The organism is Coleofasciculus sp. H7-2, assembly GCF_042747725.1.
In the GTDB taxonomy this organism is placed as follows: Bacteria; Cyanobacteriota; Cyanobacteriia; order Cyanobacteriales; family FACHB-T130; genus FACHB-T130.
Genome location: NZ_JBHZGO010000034.1, coordinates 18,262 through 39,684, shown reverse-complemented (window position 1 = coordinate 39,684; position 21,423 = coordinate 18,262). Strand labels below are relative to the sequence as shown.

Genomic DNA, 21,423 nt, shown 5'->3' with positions numbered 1-21,423 from the left:
TTGATTAGACCCAAGATGCATGAGCCAGATATCAATGAAACCTCAAAATCTTGAAGAAAAGTTGATTTGGTATTACATGATCTGGATTTATGTAATTCATATTCTTGGGCTACAAATGACCTTAGTGCCTGCACTGGCTTGGTTTTTCTTATGGCGTGTAGGGAAGAAACTTTGGAACCAAACGGAGAATACGCCAGCAGAGGAGAAAATAACCATTCCCACAACAATCTGGGTGTGGATTGTTTGTATTTTAGTCATGGAGGTGGCTTTAATTGCTGCTCACATGAACTTTAATCTAGGATTAGGTAAAATTCTTAACTCATCAATCAATTGGGTTGTAAGATATGCTCCCTTAGCGTTGTTTCCTCTTGCAGGTTGTTTAAAAATTAGACCTCAGATAATTTATAGAGCAGCTTGCATACTTTGTCTGCAAAGCTTATTTGCTGTCATCATTTGCTATACAGCGGCTAGATTAAACCTACCTTCTCATATCTATACTTCCCCTTTGCGAATCATAGAACGTAGCGGTCTCGCTTACTACAGTATTAACCTCTACGGTCTCGATCCTGAAGGAGGTGGAGTTCGTCTTGAATTGTTTACGCCTTGGGCACCCGCCTTGGGGATGGTAGGAAACATCTATTTCTTTCTGGCAGCGCAAGAATCAAACAAAAAATGGCGATTCATGGGCATGATTGGTGCGGTTGCTATGATTTTGGGTTCGGTTTCGCGCCTAGGTATCATCTGTCTTCCTTTTATCATATTTTCTACTTGGGCTTTATCAAATTTTACGAAACCTTATATACAGCTAATAGCAGGAATTGCAAGTTTTATTATGGGAGTGTTTTCTTCCTGGCTAATTAATTCATTTAGAGCTTTTTCAGATATGTTTTACCAGGCTAGAGCAGGCTCTTCCAGAGTTAGAGATATATTAGCTCGTCTAGCAGTAGAGCGTTGGCAAGAAGCTCCTATTTGGGGACATGGACTTGGTGAATTTAAAGGGCCTGCCGTTGCAACATTCAAACCAATCGGCTCTCACCACACTTGGTTTGGTCTTCTGGTAACAAAAGGAGTCGTAGGTTGTATTGCACTTGCCATTCCCTTGGCTTGGAGCTTCATAGATTTAGTAATTAAGTCGCAAAGTAGTCGAACTGCGCGAGTAGGATTGAGTATACTTTTAGTCATGTTTATGTTTACATTTGGGGAAAACATAGAAGCTCTTGCCTATGTTTATTGGCCTGGATTAGTCATGCTAGGAATTGGAATCAAAGAAAAATTTCCCGAATTTGTATTAGCTGAAACAAATATTTCTGAAAACGGGTATAAAGCCAGAACAGAAGTTTAAAACTATACTGACGATCGAGCGGAGTTCAGGTCATATTTGTTGGGATTAAATTCACGCGAAGGTTAAACTAAATGCCAGTAATATCAGTAATAATTCCGGTTTACAATGCTGAACAAACAATTCTGGAAACTATTAAATCTGTTCAGCAACAAACATTTTCAGATTGGGAAATAATTTTAATTGATGACGGATCGAGCGACAAAAGCTTAGAACTTATTAAAGAAATTGTAGGTGAGCGGATAAAAGTATTTTCCTATGAAAATGCCGGAGCCGCAGTCGCTCGCAATCGCGGTTTGATTCACGCTAAGGGTGAATTTATTGCCTTTATTGATGCAGATGATTTATGGACACCAGACAAACTAGAACTACAACTTACAGCATTGCAAAAGCATCCAGAAGCAGGGGTAGCTTATAGCTGGACTTCTTTCATAGATGAAAAAGGAAAACTTTTATATGTACAGCAACCCGTGTATTTTGAAGGAAATGTCTATCCGCAATTATTAGTAAGTAATTTTCTAGTTTGTGGTTCGATTCCGCTGATTCGTAGGCAAGCAATTGAGTCAGTTGGGGAACTCGACCCGGAACTGAAATCTACTCATGATTGGGATTACTGGCTAAGGTTAGCAGCTAAGTGGTCTTACGTTCTGGTTCCTAAACATCAGATTTTTTATCGTCAAGTACCCGGCTCAATTTCTTCCAAAATAGAGGTTAGGGAAAAATATAATCTGATGGCACTTGAGAAGGCTTTTCAGACAGCGCCAGCAGAGTTGCAATCTCTCAAGAATCAGAGTTTAGCAAATGTTTATCAGCACCTTGCAGATTTGTATTTAACTCGTAAGGCAGATCCTGATGCAGTAAAGCAAGCAGGTTATAAACTAAAAATGGCAGTTCGCTTGTATCCAAAAATGTTACTAAATAGCAGCGGTCAGCGCTTGCTGCTGAAATGGCTGGTGATGCGATCGCTTTCCCCTAAATTTGCTAACTATTTTCGGCAGATATCTACTAAGTTTCGGGATTTTCGATATCAACGGTGGAGTAAAAATTTGGCAAATATGGGCAAGGAGACACCATAAATATCGATTTATTAGTAGCCATGAAGCATCCTTTCCTGGCATCTCTAATCGCAGGAGCGATCGCACCAACTTTAACAGTTTGGGCTACAGTAATTGTCAGTTTCACGGCAATGGCTTTGACCTATTTGATCTTGATGTTCTATGTATTCAATACCAAGGAGCTTTACCTATCCCTACTAAAACAGTTCAAACGACCCCAAAGGCTCTTGATGCTTAACCGTGCAGCATGATGACAGCAGAGTATCGGATGTTAGGTGAAAGTTACGATGAGAATCGCCTTTATTGTTGGTAAACTTCCTATTCTATCAGAGACGTTCATTTTAAAACAGCTAAACGACCGTTTAGTTGAAATATACGAGAAACTGCTAATTACCTGATAGGGTATGCAGTAAATATAGAAGTCAATTTACAGGGGTAAAGTTGCTGTGAAAGTTGCAATGATTGTTGGTCGATTTCCGGTTTTGTCAGAAACATTTATCTTAAATCAAATCGCTGGTTTAATCGATCGGGGTCACGAAGTGGATATCTATTCTGACCAACCAGGAGATACTTCCAAGGTGCATCCAGCAGTAAATAAATACCAACTGCTGAATCGCACCTACTACATCAAAATGCCATCTAATATCGCCATTCGCGGGCTGAAAGGCTTGGGGTTGCTATTCGCGAACAGCTACAAAAACCCAGCGCTCTTACTGCGATCGCTCAATGTTTTTAAGTATGGCAAAGAAGCTGCTTCATTGAGGTTGCTATATGCAGCAGTCTCATTATTGGGCAAAAAAGAATACGACATCATCCATTGCCAATTTGGTCCCTTAGGATTCATTGGGATGTCCTTTCGGCTGATTGGTGCCCCCCACGGAAAATTAATTACCTCATTTCGCGGTTTCGATATTAGCCAGCATATTCAGGAATTCGGTGAAGACGTTTATAATCCCCTATTCGCCACAGGAGACCTCTTTCTTTCCAACTGCGACTATTTCAAACGCCGCCTGATCAAGCTAGGTTGCGATGAGAAGAAAATCATCGTCCTCCGTTCGGGGATCGATTGTAGCAAGTTTGTATTTACCACACGTCATCTGCCCGCTGATGGTCGCATTGGGATTGTCACCACAGGTCGCCTTGTCGAAAAAAAAGGGATTGAGTATGGAATTCGTGCCATTGCCAAGTTGGCTAAGGCATACCCAAACATTGAGTACAACATCGTTGGCGATGGGCCATTAAAGGAAGACTTGCAACAACTCATTGATGAGCTAGACGTTAGTGACAAAGTAAAATTGCTCGGTCACAAACAGCAGCAGGAACTCATTGAAATTCTCGACAACTCCCATATCTTTATCGCCCCCTGCGTGACAGCTAAGAACGGCGATCAAGATGCCCCCGTGAACGTATTAAAAGAAGCAATGGCAATGGGTTTACCAGTCATAGGGACTCAACACGGCGGCATTCCAGAACTGATTGAAGATGGGATTTCGGGCTTTTTGGTTCCAGAACGGGATGCCGATACCCTGGCTGAAAAGTTGGGTTATTTATTTGAGCATCCGGAGGTTTGGCCTGAAATGGGTCGATCCGGTCGCGCCTACGTAGAAGCGCATTACGACATTAACAAGTTGAACGAGCGGTTGGTAGAAATCTACCATTAGATAGAGATTGTTCATTAAAATCGCGTTTGGCAGGTGAAAATCTGCCATTAGAAGTATCTTAATCAAAAAATATTATGATATAAAATGTATAATTTTCTAATTGAATAATTCCAAAAATCAAGATTTAAAGCAGGGCTTTTCTAATAATTACAACTTCACCAAAACTTCACATTAAAAACAGGGGAAATCGTGTTTTTTTGGTGCTTGTATAGCAAAAATTCTGGTAACATTTACTAGAGAAAGCGAACAAAGCTAACACTGTGTTGCCTGCTATCAAAATAATTTCAAAGCAAGCGTCGGCACAGTGAAATATCATGAAAAAGCGCTCCGGCAAAAAAGTTTAGCCCGGAATAAGCAATCAACGATTGGCTGTTCAAAGGTTCAGTAGCGGTAGACACTATGAGTCGAAGTCAGACATTCGGACGGGAAACAAGGTTGCGTGGGGCTAAGGCAAAGTTAAAATTGATCTTGATGAAGCGAATCGGGAAATTCGATAAACTGACATCTCTGATTTTGGAGGTGCAGAAGAAAACTCTCTATCTAGGTTTAGTGACAATGATTTTGTCTTCTATTCTAGATAGTGTAGGAATCGGGTTGATGATCCCTTTTCTTAAAGTAATTTTGAATGAAGGAGGGGGAACTCTTCTTCCTCAAATGGCTTTAACGGAAGGGTTGAACAATTGGCTAGCGCAGCAAGGTAAAGGAACTCTCATTAGCTTGTTTGCCCTAGTTCTCATGGGATCTTTAATTCTAAAAGGGTATTTTTACTACATTTCACAAGTATTAACTTCCATTTATCGGGAAGCAGTCATCAAACGCTTGAGGAAACGACTTTATCAAACCTATTTATATTCGCCAATTGAATTTTTTGATAACGTGCAGATGGGTAAAGTAACCAGCACCTTACATACAGAGGTGATGGAAACGAACAAGCTGTTGACTAACTTCTTTTATGGCTTGACCAACCTGCTGATTTTAATCGCGTATCTGGGAACGCTGGTGATCGTGTCCTGGAAAATGACGGTTCTGACGACCTTTTTGATTACAGGCGTTGCCTTATGGCTAAGTTATTTCTTGAAAAAGATCAAAACATCGGGGGGTTTGGTTGTATCTGCTAAACGCACTCTGAACGCGATGGCTTTAGATACGTTAGGCGGTGTTCGGATCGTTAAATCTTATGGTGCGGAAGATTTTGAACTCAACCGCTTCAATAAGATCAGTAACAATTATATGGAGGCAAACATCGGGCTAGCTAAGAAGCTAAACATCATCGACCCGCTGACAGAGTTAGCGACTTTGGCTGCGGCGATGGTGGTTCTTGTCGGTAGCTACACTTTGTTTATCTCCAAGGGTCTGCTGACGACCGCAGAGCTGCTAATATTCATGCTGGTTCTGATTAGAATTGTTCCGGTACTGAAAAAGGTGAATGCGGCGAGGGGTTCTGTCCAAGAGTCTCTGCCAGCGTTAACGAAAGTCACCGAGGCGCTTTCGTTACCAGAGAGATATCCGCTTCCCGGTGGAAACCAGCGATTTACAGGGTTGCGCGATCGCATGGTTTTCCAGAATGTAAAATTTGCCTACAGCGGAAGGTCTTACGTCCTCAACGGTTTGGATCTAGAAATTCCTCGTGGCAAAACTGTGGCGCTGGTTGGCGCTTCTGGAGCCGGGAAATCCACTGTGGCAGCTCTCGTTACCCGTTTCTACGAAGTGACCGAGGGTGTTATCGAGATCGATGGTCAAGATATCCGGAACTACGATGTTGTCTCGCTACGCCAGCACATCGGAGTCGTTAGCCAGGATACCTACATCTTTAACGCCTCACTTCTGGATAACATTGCCTACGGTTTAGAGGGAATGGACAGAGAAAAGGTGATTGAGGCAGCTCGCCTTGCCAATGCCCACGAATTTATCTGTCAGTTGCCCAACCAATACGACACAGTGGTCGGAGATAGAGGCGTTAGGCTTTCCGGAGGTCAACGACAACGCATCTCAATTGCTAGGGCAATGCTGCGCGACCCGGAAATCATGATTCTCGATGAGGCCACCAGTGCCTTAGATTCGCAGTCAGAACAGTTAGTGCAAGAAGCACTGGAACGTCTGCGAACCAACCGGACTGTAATTGTGATTGCCCACCGTTTGGCTACCGTCCGGAATGCCGACAAAATTGTGGTGATGGAGAAAGGTCGAATTATCGAGCAGGGAGGGCATGACGAGTTGCTTGCCCAGCGGGGAGCTTACTGGTCTTACCACAATCTCCAGTCTTTGCCTGTGTAAAACCAGAGCTGCCCAAGCCACACAGGGCAACTACACAGTACAGACTTTAAACACAAACAAGTTTCTTTCCTGTCTAGCTGAGTTGACGCAGAGCAAACAAAACAGTCGATAAACCGTTTAGTCTTTAGCGAGGAGTTTCTGATGTTAGATCCCCAAGTTACGATTGTTGTCTCACCGCGCGAACGTTTCAGCTGCGCCCGCGAGTCGCTGGAAAGCATCTACGAACATACATCAGTACCATTCAAGTTGGTTTATGTAGACGGGGGTTCGCCCGCTCACATTCAGCGTTATTTGCAACAGCAAGCGAGTGAAAAAGGATTTCAAATCATTCGCACCAATCACTACCTCACTCCAAATCGTGCCAGAAACCTTGGTGTGAGTCAGGTTACAACCAAGTATCTCGTCTTTATCGATAACGATGTGATTGTCAGCCCAGGCTGGTTGGAAAGCTTGGTTCAGTGCGCTGAAGAGACAAACGCCACCGTTGTTGGCCCCCTGACCTGCCAAGGTACTCCAGTACACGAAATCGTCCACTTTGCAGGTGGAGAAGCCCACATTTGGCTGGAAAAAGTTGGCGAAAACCCCAGACGGCGTCTCCGCGAGAAAATGTACAAGCAAGGTCAGCGAGTAGCGGATGTGCGACCCAAGCTCGAACGTCAAGAAACCGAACTGGCAGAATTCCATTGCGTGCTGGTTCGCACTGAAATCTTTGAGAAAGTCGGCTTGCTCGATGAACAAATGTTCAATACTAAAGAACACCTCGATTTCTGCATGACAGTCGTGGAGGCGGGTGGTAGCGTTTATTTTGAGCCTGCGTGTCTCGTCACTTATGTTCCAGGCCCGCCACTGAAGTTGTCAGATATGCTCTTCTATATGCTGCGTTGGAGCGACGCTTGGGAACTCAATAGCTTGCACCGCTTGCGCGATAAGTGGAATCTGGACGAGGACGGGTACTTCAAATATCGCTACAAGCGCTTGGGATGGCGGCGATATGTGACAATCCTTAACCCGATTGCTAGGCGTCTGACTCTAGGTCTTGCAGGGGGCAGGTTGGCAAATCGCCTGGTTCCTCTAGATAAGGCGTTTAACCGTTATCTCACGGATCGTCAGGCTCGCCTGCAAGCTCAGGGGATACAGCCTCAGATGCCCGCAATACCGGAGAAGTCGGCAGTAACAGCATCCTCCCGTTAGGTTGGCGGGGTTTGCGTGTAGAACAAAGAAACGAAAGTGCGAAACGAAGGTGCGAAACGAAAGTGCGATCGCTTCGACGAAAAATCCCCTTACACAGCCTTAACCCACTCTCCATCCAGAGAGCAAGCGGGGAACTGGACAGCAAGCCGCCTTCATTATCGAGCAATTCCCCGCTTTTTCACTAAGGCTTGTGTGGAAATTGAAGATGTTGTTTTTGGCTTTTTATTCCTCAAGCGGCAAATGAACGCTTGATGTCAGAAAGCAAATTGCACTCTTTTGCAGCCAAAATCAATAAAATTCGCCTAATTCGAGTGCAACAAAAATGAAGCATCCCAATCAAAAGCAACACTATGCACTCTTTTGCCCAAACCAACATCCAACTCTTCAACCAGCTACGCGCAGAAGGCTACTCAAGCAACGATCTTAGCCGCATCCGCGATGCTTATCAGCTGACAATGCATCTGTTCGCAGGTGCCTTTCGAGCCTCTGGTAAGACCTTTATCGCCCATCTAGTCAGCACTGCTAGTATCCTGGCTTCTCTTGGTGTACCTGCGGAGGTAGTAGCGACAGGTCTGCTTCATGCTACCTATACTCATGGCGACTTTGGAGACGGGAAAAAAGGCATTTCTGATGCCAAACGCGAACAGGTAAAACGTGCTGTTGGCAAAGAGATCGAGGAGTATCTTGCTAGATATGCAACGCTATCCTGGAACAAAAAGACAATTCCTGCTATTTTTCACCGCTTTGATACGCTCAATCCGCTTGACCGCGACATTCTTTTGGTGCGTTTGGCAAATGAGCTAGAGGAATACTTAGATTTTGGTATCGTTTATTGCGGAGATTTCAAACATCAACAATACATTAATTATGACGGTCATTTCATCGTAGAAATGGCAGAAAAGCTAGGTTTTCCTAATTTAGCTATTCAACTAGCAGCAGCGTTTAAAGAAAGCGCATCCGCTGAAATCTCTAGCGAACTCTGCAACACAAATGACCAGGATGTTTCGTTTCGTCTTGCACCAAAGTCCTACCAAAAGAGCCTGTCACTTACCTTTCGGAATTGGTTGATTTATAAACCTCGCCGTTTAGTTTCTGCCATCGTCCGTAAGTTTAGTGGTTTGCGTCCCACCACCTCCCTGAAAAAGAAGGTTCCTGCTGAGAGCCAGTCGGGGTAAGGCAGAGATTCGTACAGACTCAATATCTAGTTATAAAATGCTGGCTGTAGCAGATATAAAATCAAACCAATTTTTAAAATGAAAAAGGTTTCTGTCATCATTCCATTGTATGGAGTCGAAAAATATATAGCTGCTACAGTGCAATCGGTTCTAGAGCAAACCTATAAAGATTTTGAACTTCTGATTGTCGATGATGGTTCTCCTGACCGAAGTGTAGAAATTTGTCAGCAATTCCCAGATCCTCGAATTAAAATAATTCGCCAGCAAAATTCTGGCGTCTGCGCCGCTCGGAATACAGGGATTCGCCATGCCATAGGAAAATATCTGGCTTTTTTAGATGGAGACGATCTGTGGTTGCCAGAAAAGCTAGAAAAACATATTGATCATCTAGAAAATTCGCCAACTGTAGGGCTTAGTTTTAGCCGCTCTGCTTTTATTGACGAAGCGGGACAACCCTTGGGTATCTATCAAATGCCTAAACTCAAGGAGATTGCCCCACCCTTGATCCTCTGCCGTAACCCCATTGGAAATGGCTCAGTTCCGGTAATTCGACGAGAAGTTTTTGAAGCCATTAAATTTCAAGATGCTCCTCAGGGTACTGCAAAAGATTGTTATTTCGATGAACGATTGCGACATTTTGAGGATGTCGAATGCTGGCTTCGCATTTCCTTGAAGACTGATTGGCAAATCGAAGGCATTCCTGAAGCTTTGACGCTGTACCGAGTGAATTCTGGGGGCGCTTCAGCCAACCTACTCAAGCAGTTAGAGGACTTGGAAAAAGTGCTGGAAAAAACTCGCTCCTACGCTCCAGATTTGATTGCTCAGTATGGAAACCCAGCCAAAGCCTACGAGTTGCGGAAATTAGCCCGGTGGGCAGTCCGGCTGAAAGCAGCCCCAACCGCTGTAGACATGGCTCACCGAGCCTTATCTACCCACTGGCGCATGATTCTTGACGAACCCAGGCGGACACTTTTGACTTTGGGAGCTGCCTATTCGCTCTGGTTACTGCCACGTCCTCTCTACCGCCAGATAGAAAGTTTTGCCTTAAAAATGACAGGAGCTGCCCAAAAACGGCGCATTCTTCGAGATCGATCCCGACAGATGGCATAATTAGTTACAAATTCAATTTTTTTATAAACAGCGGAATAGGTTGTAAATTATGAGGGTTGTCTACCTGATCCAAACCCATACTAATCTAGAACAAATTTATCGACTGGTTAAAGTTATTAAAAAGTCAAGTTGTGACGCTTATATAGTGATAAGTCATAACTTCAATGCTAGTCAATTAGATGTAGAACTCTTCGAGAGTTTACCTAATGTTAAGGTGCTGAGGGCTAAGAAAGTTGGAAGAGGCGACTTTTCCATTACCAAAGCTTATTTAGATGTTGTTGACTGGATTTTAAACCATAATATTCAATTTGATTGGCTAACTAATCTCACAGGTCAAGATTATCCTACTCAACCGCTCTCAAAACTTGAAAATTTTCTGGCTGCAACTGAGTACGATGGATTTTTTGATTATTTTAATGTGCTTTCTGACAAGTGTACTTGGGGAGCTAAGGATGGGCGCGATCGCTACTTCTATCAATACTGGTGGTCAGGTATAGAATTAGCCAAATGGCAACGAGGCTTATTCAAACCTTTCCGAGTGTTTATTAATAATGTTCAGCCCTTTGTTCGGATTGATTCTTCCTATGGACTCATCATCGGACAGCAGGCCACTTCAGCTCCATTTAATGAAAAATTTGTTTGCTACGGAGGCTCTTACTTTAAAACAATTTCTAGAAAGTGCGTTCAATACCTTCATGATTTTTGTTCTGCCAATCCTGATTTGGTGAACTACTACAAGAAAGTTCGCCTTCCCGATGAATCTTTTATGCAAACAATCTTAGTGAATAGTGGATTATTTAATTTCCATCCCCGCAATATGCGCTATATTGATTGGGAGAACAGCCGCCACGGTCATCCCCGCATCCTTACATCTGAAGATTTTCCAAATCTAATTAAAGACAAATATTACTTTGCTAGAAAATTTGACATAAACCGGGACAGCAAAATCTTAGATATGCTTGATGAAAGAATTTTCCAAGCGGCTTAAAAAAATGGTATTATCCATGAAAAAGTTTTCGGTTATTATTCCAGCCTACCGAGTAGAAAAGTATATAGTTGCTGCACTTGAATCAGTTCTAGCTCAAACATACAAAAATTTTGAAATTATTGTGGTTGATGACGGCTCCCCCGATGGAACCGTAGAAATTTGCCAGCAGTTTATAGACCCTAGAATTAAAATTGTTAGCCAGAAGAACAGAGGACTTGCTGGAGCAAGAAACACCGGAATCCGCCATGCTCGTGGCGACTATTTAGCTTTTTTAGATGGCGATGACCTTTGGCTACCGGAAAAATTAGAAAAACATCTCGAACATCTAGAAAATTTCTCTAACGTAGGGATTAGTTTTAGTCGCTCTGCTTTTATCGATGAAACGGGAAATTCCTTGGGTACATATCTGATGCCCAAGTTTAAGGACATTACACCGCCCGATTTACTTCGTGACAATCCAGTCGGAAATGGTTCGGCTGCCGTAGTTCGGCGAGAGGTGTTTGAAGCGATTAAATTTCAAGATAATCTTTACGGGACTGTTGAAGATTTTTATTTTGATGATAACTTTCGTCAGGCAGAGGATATAGAATGCTGGCTTCGCATCCTCCTTCAAACCAACTGGCAAATTGAGGGCATTCCTGAAGCGCTGACACTGTATCGGGTAAACGCAGGAGGTCTTTCAGCTAGTTTGCTGAAACAATTAGAAGCCCTCGAAAAGGTAATTGAAAAAACACGCTCCTACGCTCCAGAATTAATCGCTGAGTGGGAAAATCCCACTAAAGCATATCAACTGCGATATTTAGCCAGAAGTGCAATACGTTTAAAAACAGGCTCAATGGCTGTGCAGCTAATGCACCGAGCCTTGGCTGCTCACTGGCGCATCCTTTTGGAGCAGCCCCGCCGCACGCTGATGACCTTAGCAGCTGCCTACTTGCTCTATTTCTTACCCCATCCTGTTTATTACCAAATAGAGGCTCTTGCTGCCAAATTAACCGGGCTTATTCAAAGACGCCGCATTCTTCAAGACCAGTCTAGCCAATCTTTATAATCAACGACTGTTTTTACTTCTATAAAATTAATCTAACTGCTCAAATAAAGTCTTGCTGCTGCATAAATTGATGTTAGTATAGTAGCGTTTTAGCAACTGGAGCAGCCAGACAATGAAAATATTTTTAGAAATAAAAAACTTTTTCAAAGAAACAATCAAAGGTTCATTTCTCGATCCGGTTGTCAGACCACTTTTAGATATAGTAACGCCTCCGAAACGCAGCGATATTCTTAACAGGCAAGACAATGCTTTCACGATTGAAATTATGTCTCGTGTTTTAACAAAAAACTCAAACTGTATTGATGTTGGTTGTAACACGGGCGATTTACTTAGTCAAATTTTACACTATTCACCTCTAGGAGTTCACTATGCATTTGAGCCAATACCAAGGTTAGCGAATAGGCTTAGAAAAAAATTTCCCAATGTAGAGGTCAGACAAACAGCTTTGAGTGATTCAGAGACAGAAACAACTTTTTGGTATGTGGTTAATGCTCCTGCTGTAAGTAGCCTGGATAAAGAATGCTGTGAAAGCCATATTCCTGATGCACTAATGGAACCAATTACTGTTAAAACTCAGAGACTTGATGATCTACTAGCCCCAGACCTTAAAATTCATTTTATCAAGGTAGATGTAGAAGGGGTAGAATTGCAGGTTTTTAGAGGTGCTATCAGAATATTAAAAGCTTATAAACCTTACTTAGTCTTCGAGAGTGGCTTAATTAATTCTCAAGAATGGGTTGATGGCACATTGAAAGATGGTAAATGGCACGATAGCAGAATTTATGACCTGCTTGTAAATGAGTGTGGTCTACAAATTTTTAAGCTAAAGAATTGGGTAGATGATTTAGCCCCGCTGAGTCGGGATGAATTTCTTAAGTGTTCTGCCTGGAATTTTTTAGCTGCGCCTTAGTAACAAAAAAATTTGTCTGAGTACTTGTTGATCTATATAAAAAGTAGCGATTGGCTAATTTTCTATTACTTTTTAGTATGCAAGTTTTATGCAGACACAATTGGTGTTGCTTGTTACCATTATTTTAATTTTAAAAGAAATATATTACCCTTTGACTTAAGGTGGAACAATCGTATAAGTAAAGTCTATCTTAAGGGGGACGCCTGCAAGATAGGCGCTGTAACAAGATGTAAAGCGTAAACATTGCGACCAGGATTGCAAGCGTGGCTTCAGTCCCTTAAAGATTTCTTTTGACTGGGATTTGAATTATGACCATAGCTGTAAATGTAAAAAATTGGGTGCAACAAAAACGTCATTACCAGTGGCGAACAACCTACTTTTGTACACCATTACCAAATTTCGATATGTGTCAAAAGATAGAGAGCGTTTTCCTGGGTTGCAAGAGTTTTCCATCAATGTGGGATAAATAACAAAATAATGTTCGGTTGAAAAACTGAAACAAAATAAACCCACAGTTCGTCTACATATAACAGGTTTGCTATTTACCATTCTGAACTTACTACTCTAGAGTGCTTGGTTGGCAGTGAAAGTACCTATCGATCGCTGTTTTACCTTCGTGGATGCTATTGCAGTTAAACAGTTTTAGTTGAGTTTCTGAACACAAGTTTCTCTATCAACTTATAGCTTTGCTTGCAAAAACTTACTAATACTTCTTATGCAGGCAATGCTAGTTTGGCAATCGTTGCAAATTTTGTTGTGACCATATAGAGGGCAGAGCATCAGTTTTTTCTAGTGACTTGCACCTAGTGGACTCTATCTATCTCTACTTGTGGCACATCCAAGTGTTGTTTATCGCACTTGGATAAATAACCGCTGCCCTTACCTTTTCGTGCATTTTTTTTCTGGAGGTCAAAAATCGTGAAAGTTCTATATCTGATTCAAAGTCATAAGAATCCGGAACAAATTTGTAGACTGGTACAAACTATAAAAAAATCAAGTTCCAAGTCTCAAATATTGGTTAGTCATGATTTCAATGGCTGTCAGTTAGACGTAAAAAGTCTAGAAATGCAGCCAGGAGTTTATGTAATTAAAAAGAATACCAAGGGAGTACGGGGAGATTTTTCTTTAGTGCAAGCATACTTGGATGCTCTTGAATGGTTGTTTACTCACAAGATTGACTTTGATTGGCTGATCAATCTCTCTGGTCAAGATTATCCAACTCAACCACTTTATAGATTTGAGCAGTTTCTTGAAGAAACTAACTATGATGGTTTTTTACAATACTCCGATCTATTCTCCAAAGATAGCTATTACGGTCTAAAAGAGAGCCGCGATCGCTACTTATATCAATACTGGCATTCTGGCGTACAATTTTCCAAGTGGCAACGGGGACTAATTAAGCCTTTCCGGGTCTTGGTGAATAATATTCAGCCTTTTGTAAAGATTGATTCTTCTTATCAATTATCTTTGGGAGTTCAGGCTTTTTCAACTCCATTTAGCAAAGATTTTATTTGCTATGGGGGATCTTATTTTAAGATTTTGTCTAAAAAGTGCATTAGTTATATCTACGACTTTTTGAAGAATGACGAAACTCTGATTAATTATTACAAAAAGACGCGAAATCCAGATGAATCTTTTGGACAGACTATATTAATAAATAGTGGTTTATTCAATTTATGTAAGGATTATAAATTCTACATTGATTGGACTGGCAGCCGCCACGGTCATCCTCGAACACTCACTGTTGAAGATTACCCAACCATCCTTAAAAAGGATGTTTACTTTGCCCGAAAGTTTGATATGGCGCGGGACAGCATAGTTTTAGATATGCTAGATTCCAGAGTATTACCAGAGACTAGCCAAGTAACTTTAGGCATAACTTGAGAATCAACCCCTCAAATCTATCTAGTCAGCTATAATTCCTTAGTTGGAAGTAGCTGACTTTGGGAGTTGAGGCTCAACAATGTTTACTGCTGCTACTAATCATTGGTCAACCATTGAAGCGATCGCTAATGTTACATTTGTAGGGCTGGCAAGCGTCCAACCAGTTCTGACAGGCTTATTAGTCTTCGCCATCGGGATTTGCTTCGCCCATATAGCCTTCAAGCTGATTACTAAATTTAACGCTCAACAAAGCCTTTCGTTAGCTCGAACGGTTCGCCTTGCTGTCATTGCTCTGTTTGCCACAGTAGCACTTCAACACATCTGGATTGCCAGCGACATTCTCAACGGTGCATCAGGGCAGGCAGAAGTCGTCACCTCCCGAAATTACCAAACCAATGTGTCTCTGGGGGAGACTAATGTTGCAGTAGGGGGAGGGGGTTATGTTACGGGGATTTTCCTGCATCCGCTACAACAGGATCTCGTTTACATCAAAACTGATGTTGGTGGCTTCTATCGTTGGAATTCAGTAGATAAAAGTTGGATACCACTAACTGACCACTTTCCACTAGATAAGAGCAACTACTACGGCGGAGAAGCCCTAGCCCTCGATCCAAAAGACTCAAATATTGTTTATATTGCCGCAGGCAAATACGTCTGGGATGAGCCTGGAACTATCTTTAAGTCTACCGATCGAGGTGCAACCTGGAAAAAGCTGGATTTGGACTTGCCGATGGGCGGCAACCAAGATAGACGGGAGGTAGGCGAGAGACTCGCTATCAATCCGTTTAATTCCAAGATGATTTTATTTGGTTCGCGGCGCGATGGACTTTGGAAATCTTTGGATGCTGGCGCGAACTGGACTAAAGTTACTTCTTTTGCTGGAAAGCTGGAAAAAGATATTGGCATCACAGCAATTGTATTTGACAAAGATAAGTCCGGCTTAGTCTACGCCAATGCCTACGGCGATGGAATTTATAAGTCTACTGACACAGGTGTTACCTGGAGCAAGATTGACGGAAGCCCAGAAAAAACGATGCGACTAGCGACAAGTCGCAACAACACTCTCTACGTAACAATTAATGGAAGTCCTGGAGTCAAAAAGTATGCAGATGGAGATTGGAAAAACATTACTCCACATGACTCCGAAGAGGATTTTAATGGGTTGAGCATTAACCCTACTAATCCTAACGATATTCTTGTTTCTACAAAAGCGAAAAAAAATACTAAAATTTACCGCTCGTTCGATGGCGGAACTACATGGAAAGAGCAGAAACGCTCGATCAATAATAGCGTTCCTTGGTGGTCTAGCTATATGCTCTCCAATCCCTCTGTATCTGCGATTGAGTTTGATCCCCAAGTTTCTGGAAGAGTTTGGTTCACCGATTGGTACGGGATATGGCGGACAGACAATATTAACAAACAGCCCTCTGTCTGGACGAACTATCAAAAAGGACATGAAGAGATTGTCACCTTCACCTTGGTTGCGCCTCCGAGTGGCGCTTTGTTGTTGAGCGGGATGGCAGATGTAGACGGGTTTTACCACAACAATGGACTAGACACTTATCCATCTAAAACCTTCGGTGGCAACGGTCCCGCATTCCAGGACACCTACAGCATTGCTTACTATGAAAAAGATCCGTTGCAAATGGTGCGCGTTGGCGGTAATCGCTGGAACAATACTTATTCGGGAGCAACTTCGACAGACGGCGGCTTAACTTGGAAAGAATTTGCTTCATTTCCAAAAGACACGATGCCGATGCGTGTAGCGATGTCAGCGACTAATCCAAAGTTATTTGTTGTCACTGTTAGTGGAGATAAAGCTCTCCGCACAGATGATGGCGGCGCTTCGTGGCAAGAAGTTGCTGGTTTACCCAAAGGTTCCAAGGGACCTTGGAATTGGTCTGTGCCGCTGGCAGCAGACAAAGTGGATGGTGACACGTTTTATTACTATAAGAACGGCAAATTCTATCAAAGTACCAATGGGGGTTTGTCTTTTGAAGTAGTGAATTCGTCACTTCCCGATGAAAGTTGGCACTCGCTTAGAACCGTATCTGGAGTTAAAGGTGAAGTTTGGTTGAGTCTCGATAAGAAACAACTTTACCGTTCGACAGACGGTGGCAAGAGGTTCTCCAAGATGGATGCAGTCAAGAGATCCTATTTGTTTGCTTTAGGAAAGCCACAGCCGGGAAGCACGATTCCAGCGCTGTATTTGTACGGAGAAATTGATGATATGGGCAAAGGAATCTTCCGTTCTCTAGACAGAGGAAAGACATGGAAAAGGATTGGTAATCCAGAAAATCCGATTGGAAATGGTCCGAATGTGATGGAGGCAAGTTTGCAGCAGTTCGGGTTAGTTTTTATTGGTACGAATGGCAGAGGAATTTACTATGGGAATCTGTAATCTAGTAGGAACATCCTCCTAAGGCTGCAAGCAAATACATCTGTGAGGCAGTTGTGACGCAGGGATTCGGAATGCGATAGACACTTGCAATATATTTGGAACCCCACCCCAACCTTCCCTGTTTACCGGAAAGAGCTTGAGGAAAGTTCAAACAACTTTTTCAAGCAGTTTAATCGCCTGCCAAGATATCTCATCACCAAAATAGACGTTCCAACGAAACGTCTATCCTGCAACAATAAATTTTAACAGAAAGCCAACAGCTTCTATGAGGATGTTTTAAAAGTCGAAAAGGGTACAATTTGTCAATCTGAGCTGAACAAAGTAGAGCATTCGCTCTAGCAGCGCGGATGCGCTGAGAATCTAGGGTTTCACGCAAATACTGAGATGCTTCGCTGCTTACCCTACGGGAGCTTGCTACTGCATGACAACAATAGGTACTTTACAAACATCCTCTAAAACAAAAGTTTCTTTATTCCCACTTAACCCGTTCCAATTTCACAGGTTTCTTGCCCCCCTGAAAGGGCTTTTTATAAAGATTAAGCTTTTGTTTCAAAATTAACCATAAGAAAGGCATATCGTCTACTAAATACCTTTTCCATAGCCTTTGTGGCTCGGATAAAAGCCTATGTAACCACTCTATCCCCACTTCACTCATCCACTGTGGAGACCTTGGTTTATGACCTGCCTCAAAGTCAATAGATGCGCCGACAGACAAGAAAACTTTGATATTGGGTAATTTATTTTTATACTTCAATATCCACTTTTCCTGTTTGGGGGCACCTACGCCTACTGCTAATACTGTAGCGCCTGACTTGTTAATCATGTCAATAATTTCTAGGCATTCTTTTTCGCTCTTTTCAAATCCAAAAGACGGAGAATGGGAAGCGACTATAATATTTCTGCCTACTTGGTTATTGATTCGCTCTTGAGCTTTACTAGCCACTCCTTGAGCGGCACCTAGCAAGAAAATCTTAACGCTTTCATTGTCCTTGTGGTGCATATAGAAAGCGGGAAACAAATCGGAACCCGAAAGCTTTTCTTTAAGCGGCGTACCCAAGAATTTAGTAGCGTACAATACTATTTGACTGTCACACACTTTATAAGTAGCGATATTGTAAGCTTTGTAGAAATCCCGATCGGTTTGTAACTTCATCAGGTGGTCTACATTTGGTGTAAATACAATACCGCCTTCCCGATCGAGTTTTGTTAATAGCTCGGCTTTTGATAAGTTGTCAATGGATACATTAAGTACATTAATTTTTTTCATTGACTCCTCTCAGACTCCTCTCACTTTAGCAATCTACTCGTGTGGTCGCAGTAATAACGACACAATAATGAGAGTCGGGCTATCACTACCTCTACCGTGGGAGAGGACAAATCTTTATGAAGGTTTATGACCCTAGATAGATTTAAAGATTGAGGAAACAAGCTTTGCTATTATTGTGAAGTTTTTTCCGATGGAAAGAATAAAGGTAGCGATCGCGCCACGACCAGACGCAACCCCTTGGTGAAAAGATTGCCCTGTTTACCTCCGACGCGCTAAGCAAGGAAATTCGCTGCTCGCTTCCCATCTTTCGCCTGTATGAATCAGTAGCGTTAGCTGAGCAGCCGTAAACTCAAACTGTAACGGTCGCTGCTGAAATTCAGTCCAAGCTAGCTGAAAGTTCTGCCGTGTCAAATCTCTAAAAGCAACAGTCATGTGAGGAGCAAACGGACGCTGCTGGGAAACCGAATCGACAATTCCCAAGTTTGTCTCCAAATCGGTCATGAAATCGGCTTGTAACGTTAGTAGTTGCGGCGTCTTGAGGACATTGATGTAGATAACACGGGGTGGAAAAGCTCCAAATCCTTGCAGGGTAATGGAGACGGGTGAACGATGCGAAGCAAACGTCCTCAAGCATTCTTCCAGCACTGGCACTGCCTCTACCTGCCATTCAAACGGCGGTTGCAGCGTAATATGGGGGGGAGATTTCTGGGCACCTTTGCTAGCATAGGTTTGAGCAAAGTGCTGCTGAATCCCTTTGGCGTAGTCCTGAATCTCTTGCGGCGGCAAGAGAGCGATAAAGAAGCGGCGTTTTGTATTGTCCAAGAAATTCCAGCGGTAGTTTACTTGTTAAATAGATATAGCCAGATAAGGGAAGAAAGTGAATGCCCTGGTTTGTAAAGATTGAAGAAGGCATCGTTGATAAACCTATCTTTGATAAATCTATACCGGCGCATAAAGCTTATGTCCAGGATTTGATTGCCAAAGGATACCAGGCGCGTAGCGGTTACTGGCGGTCGCGGCGAGGTGGCATGATGCTATTTGAGGCGTCTTCAATGGAGGAGGCGCAGGCAATTGTCTCTCAAGATCCGCTGGTGCAAAACGGCTGTGTCAAGTATGAACTCTATGAGTGGCGAGTCGTTGCCGAATAAAAGCTAACGCTGATTGCCGCTAGAGTTTTCAGTTATTACTGAATGATGTTATGCTTTAGATGATCCGGACCCATGCGATCGCAACGCCTAAACCTTGTCAGAACCGGAAGGTAGCAGCAACACGGGATGCTTGTGATAGGCGTGGCATCCGGATCACTCGAATCGCCGCATCGCCCTCGTTTGCCTTGTAATTGGTGGGCAGTTTCTGGATTTCACGCTTATGCTGGAATCAGCAGATACTTGCAGATTCAAGGAGCGAATCATTGCGATGGCTGGTTTTGGAGATATTGTTCAAAAAGCGTTTTACTTAGGAGTAGGCTTAGCTGCTTCTGCGGGTGAGAGAGCTGGGGGAAAATTATCGGAGTTGCGATCGCAAGCTCAAAAGCTAGCCGATGAAATGGTGGCAAAAGGCGAGATGACGACAGACGAAGCCCGCCGGTTTGTCGATGATATGATGAAACAAGCCCAGCAGGCACCCGTTGAGCCATCCAGCAGCACCCAACCCGGTGAGCCGCGCCGGATTGAAATTCTCTCAGAGGATGAAGATCCAAAGTCGGCAGCGGTTCCGGATAACGATGTGGACGCGATGCGCCAACAGGTGCAAGCACTACAGGACGAACTGCGTCGGCTAAAGCGCGATTAGCTTTCCAGTCATGAACGACAAACCGCGAACAGCCGAATCAATGCTGCATAGGCAAGAGCGAGTCGCTGCGAGTAGCATCATACGCCTTGCGCGATCGCAAGGCAACGGGTGCTAATCTACGCATTGCGATCGCATCATTGATTCGCGCTATTTAGAATAGGATTGCAGATTGAATTGATTGGCGTCATCGCGTCGCCGTTAAAAACTAAGCCTTTTGTGCTGAGTATCCAAAATGGAAGAGTGGCAAAAAGATTTTTTCGAGATGCTGGAAGCAGTCGCTGATGAAGTAGAGCAATTCTTCATTGGCATCACAGAAGTAGTAGACGCTGTTGCCGAAAGCGTGCAAACTACAATTGCAACCGATATCAATCAGTGTTTGCAGGAATTATTTGAACCAATTGCTGAAATTTATTTAGAATTTGAAGAGGTTGTAGGCGAAGGTGAGCAGCCTTTTAGCTATATGGTGGATACAGTTGAACCCACTCCACAAAAAAATCCTGCGTGTATGGGTTGCCACCATTACCACGGACAAGCTTATGGGGGAAACTTGTTAGTCTGCGCCATGCATCCCTATGGCTGGGACGATAAAAATTGTCCGGATTGGGAGGGTAGTACAGACTCGTTCAACTCCAGAGATATTTTCTGATCGAAGCAGGTAAAAAAGAAGGCTGAAAAGGTTCGACCTGCATCCTTACTCAAAAGTTCTTAGTCCTTTGTTTGTTATAAATGACTAATGACTAATGCCCAACGTTCGCTAACAACTACTGATGAGTCAGTCTCCAACACAGCAACAATTATCACCTGAAATGCCGCTCTCGGAAATGAAATACGGTGAGCGCAATATTGCTGAAGGACAATTAATTACCTTCCCCAATCCGCGAGTCGGACGCCGCTACGATATTCACATTACTTTACCAGAGTTTACCTGTAAGTGTCCGTTTTCTGGCTATCCTGACTTTGCGACTATCCACATTACCTATGTTCCCGATCAAAGGGTGGTGGAACTGAAGGCGATAAAGCTTTATATCAACAGTTACCGCGATCGCTACATCTCCCACGAAGAATCCATCAATCAAATTCTGGATGACTTTGTGGTAGCTTGCGATCCTTTAGAAGCCACTATCAAAGGGGATTTCACGCCGCGCGGTAATGTCCACACAGTAATTGAAGTGCGTCATCAGAAGTCGCCTGACGCCTAGGTAGCAGCACAAATATTCACTTGCTGCTGGATACTCCACCCAGTTTCAAAATTATCTTTTTCAGAAAGCCCGTCCAACGGGCTTTTTGCTTTGTGTCATCAAAAGCCTATCTATAGGTTCAAAATATAGA

General features: G+C 43.1%; 20 protein-coding genes and 1 other RNA gene. 19 read left to right on the top strand and 2 right to left on the bottom strand.

The features are described from left to right. The first annotated feature begins 34 nt into the window (after window positions 1–34). The 14 genes from ACFW2W_RS08550 to ACFW2W_RS08485 all read left to right on the top strand — a co-directional run bounded on the left by ACFW2W_RS08550 (window position 35) and on the right by ACFW2W_RS08485 (window position 17,036). Complete coding sequence (locus ACFW2W_RS08550; RefSeq protein ID WP_378176021.1) at window positions 35–1,342, top strand: O-antigen ligase family protein; 1,308 nt, start codon at window positions 35–37, stop codon at window positions 1,340–1,342. A gap of 71 nt (window positions 1,343–1,413) precedes the next feature. Further along, window positions 1,414–2,415, top strand: a complete 1,002-nt coding sequence (locus ACFW2W_RS08545) for a glycosyltransferase family 2 protein (protein ID WP_378176019.1) — start codon at window positions 1,414–1,416, stop codon at window positions 2,413–2,415. Between the two features lie 20 nt (window positions 2,416–2,435). Continuing rightward, window positions 2,436–2,645 (top strand): hypothetical protein, encoded by a 210-nt coding sequence (locus tag ACFW2W_RS08540; protein WP_378176016.1) that lies wholly within the window; start codon window positions 2,436–2,438, stop codon window positions 2,643–2,645. A gap of 195 nt (window positions 2,646–2,840) precedes the next feature. Then, window positions 2,841–4,055: a glycosyltransferase gene (locus tag ACFW2W_RS08535; protein ID WP_378176013.1), complete on the top strand. Its 1,215-nt coding sequence runs from the start codon at window positions 2,841–2,843 to the stop codon at window positions 4,053–4,055. Between the two features lie 399 nt (window positions 4,056–4,454). Continuing rightward, on the top strand, window positions 4,455–6,329 hold the full coding sequence (locus tag ACFW2W_RS08530; protein WP_378176010.1) for an ABC transporter ATP-binding protein: 1,875 nt from the start codon (window positions 4,455–4,457) through the stop codon (window positions 6,327–6,329). A 141-nt stretch (window positions 6,330–6,470) separates the two neighbouring features. Beyond that, the gene (locus ACFW2W_RS08525; RefSeq protein ID WP_378176007.1) at window positions 6,471–7,520 is read left to right on the top strand and encodes a glycosyltransferase family 2 protein; all 1,050 of its coding nucleotides are present in this window, start codon (window positions 6,471–6,473) and stop codon (window positions 7,518–7,520) included. Between the two features lie 36 nt (window positions 7,521–7,556). Next, the gene (locus ACFW2W_RS08520) at window positions 7,557–7,772 is read left to right on the top strand and encodes a hypothetical protein (protein WP_378176004.1); all 216 of its coding nucleotides are present in this window, start codon (window positions 7,557–7,559) and stop codon (window positions 7,770–7,772) included. A 98-nt stretch (window positions 7,773–7,870) separates the two neighbouring features. After that, window positions 7,871–8,695, top strand: coding sequence for a DUF6817 domain-containing protein (locus ACFW2W_RS08515; RefSeq protein ID WP_378176001.1), 825 nt, complete (start codon window positions 7,871–7,873; stop codon window positions 8,693–8,695). A gap of 78 nt (window positions 8,696–8,773) precedes the next feature. After that, window positions 8,774–9,805: a glycosyltransferase family 2 protein gene (locus ACFW2W_RS08510; protein WP_378175998.1), complete on the top strand. Its 1,032-nt coding sequence runs from the start codon at window positions 8,774–8,776 to the stop codon at window positions 9,803–9,805. 49 nt (window positions 9,806–9,854) lie between these two features. Beyond that, window positions 9,855–10,793: a beta-1,6-N-acetylglucosaminyltransferase gene (locus ACFW2W_RS08505; protein WP_378175995.1), complete on the top strand. Its 939-nt coding sequence runs from the start codon at window positions 9,855–9,857 to the stop codon at window positions 10,791–10,793. A gap of 16 nt (window positions 10,794–10,809) precedes the next feature. Continuing rightward, on the top strand, window positions 10,810–11,841 hold the full coding sequence (locus ACFW2W_RS08500; RefSeq protein WP_378175992.1) for a glycosyltransferase family 2 protein: 1,032 nt from the start codon (window positions 10,810–10,812) through the stop codon (window positions 11,839–11,841). Window positions 11,842–11,953: 112 nt separating this feature from the next. Then, window positions 11,954–12,751 carry an FkbM family methyltransferase gene (locus ACFW2W_RS08495; protein ID WP_378175989.1) on the top strand — a complete coding sequence of 266 codons (798 nt, stop codon included), beginning with the start codon at window positions 11,954–11,956 and terminating at the stop codon, window positions 12,749–12,751. Window positions 12,752–13,669: 918 nt separating this feature from the next. Beyond that, window positions 13,670–14,635 carry a beta-1,6-N-acetylglucosaminyltransferase gene (locus tag ACFW2W_RS08490; RefSeq protein ID WP_378175987.1) on the top strand — a complete coding sequence of 322 codons (966 nt, stop codon included), beginning with the start codon at window positions 13,670–13,672 and terminating at the stop codon, window positions 14,633–14,635. Between the two features lie 79 nt (window positions 14,636–14,714). Further along, window positions 14,715–17,036 (top strand): hypothetical protein, encoded by a 2,322-nt coding sequence (locus tag ACFW2W_RS08485; RefSeq protein ID WP_378175984.1) that lies wholly within the window; start codon window positions 14,715–14,717, stop codon window positions 17,034–17,036. A gap of 469 nt (window positions 17,037–17,505) precedes the next feature. Here ACFW2W_RS08485 and ACFW2W_RS08480 read toward each other — a convergent pair whose 3' ends face one another. Together ACFW2W_RS08480 and ACFW2W_RS08475 are read right to left on the bottom strand one after the other, a co-directional pair. After that, complete coding sequence (locus tag ACFW2W_RS08480) at window positions 17,506–18,303, bottom strand: WecB/TagA/CpsF family glycosyltransferase (RefSeq protein WP_378175981.1); 798 nt, start codon at window positions 18,301–18,303, stop codon at window positions 17,506–17,508. A 258-nt stretch (window positions 18,304–18,561) separates the two neighbouring features. Next, window positions 18,562–19,125 (bottom strand): 2'-5' RNA ligase family protein, encoded by a 564-nt coding sequence (locus tag ACFW2W_RS08475; protein WP_378175978.1) that lies wholly within the window; start codon window positions 19,123–19,125, stop codon window positions 18,562–18,564. Between the two features lie 59 nt (window positions 19,126–19,184). Here ACFW2W_RS08475 and ACFW2W_RS08470 point away from each other — a divergent pair, with 59 nt between their 5' ends. The 5 genes from ACFW2W_RS08470 (at window position 19,185) to queF (ending at window position 21,293) form a co-directional block, all read left to right on the top strand. Further along, the gene (locus ACFW2W_RS08470) at window positions 19,185–19,451 is read left to right on the top strand and encodes a YciI family protein (RefSeq protein WP_378175976.1); all 267 of its coding nucleotides are present in this window, start codon (window positions 19,185–19,187) and stop codon (window positions 19,449–19,451) included. A 61-nt stretch (window positions 19,452–19,512) separates the two neighbouring features. Next, window positions 19,513–19,609: signal recognition particle sRNA small type (gene ffs, locus ACFW2W_RS08465), an RNA gene on the top strand. A 110-nt stretch (window positions 19,610–19,719) separates the two neighbouring features. Beyond that, complete coding sequence (locus tag ACFW2W_RS08460; protein ID WP_378176345.1) at window positions 19,720–20,094, top strand: phasin family protein; 375 nt, start codon at window positions 19,720–19,722, stop codon at window positions 20,092–20,094. Between the two features lie 232 nt (window positions 20,095–20,326). Continuing rightward, complete coding sequence (locus ACFW2W_RS08455) at window positions 20,327–20,740, top strand: hypothetical protein (RefSeq protein WP_378175973.1); 414 nt, start codon at window positions 20,327–20,329, stop codon at window positions 20,738–20,740. 121 nt (window positions 20,741–20,861) lie between these two features. After that, window positions 20,862–21,293, top strand: coding sequence for a preQ(1) synthase (gene queF / locus ACFW2W_RS08450; protein WP_378175970.1), 432 nt, complete (start codon window positions 20,862–20,864; stop codon window positions 21,291–21,293). Window positions 21,294–21,423 lie beyond the last annotated feature (130 nt).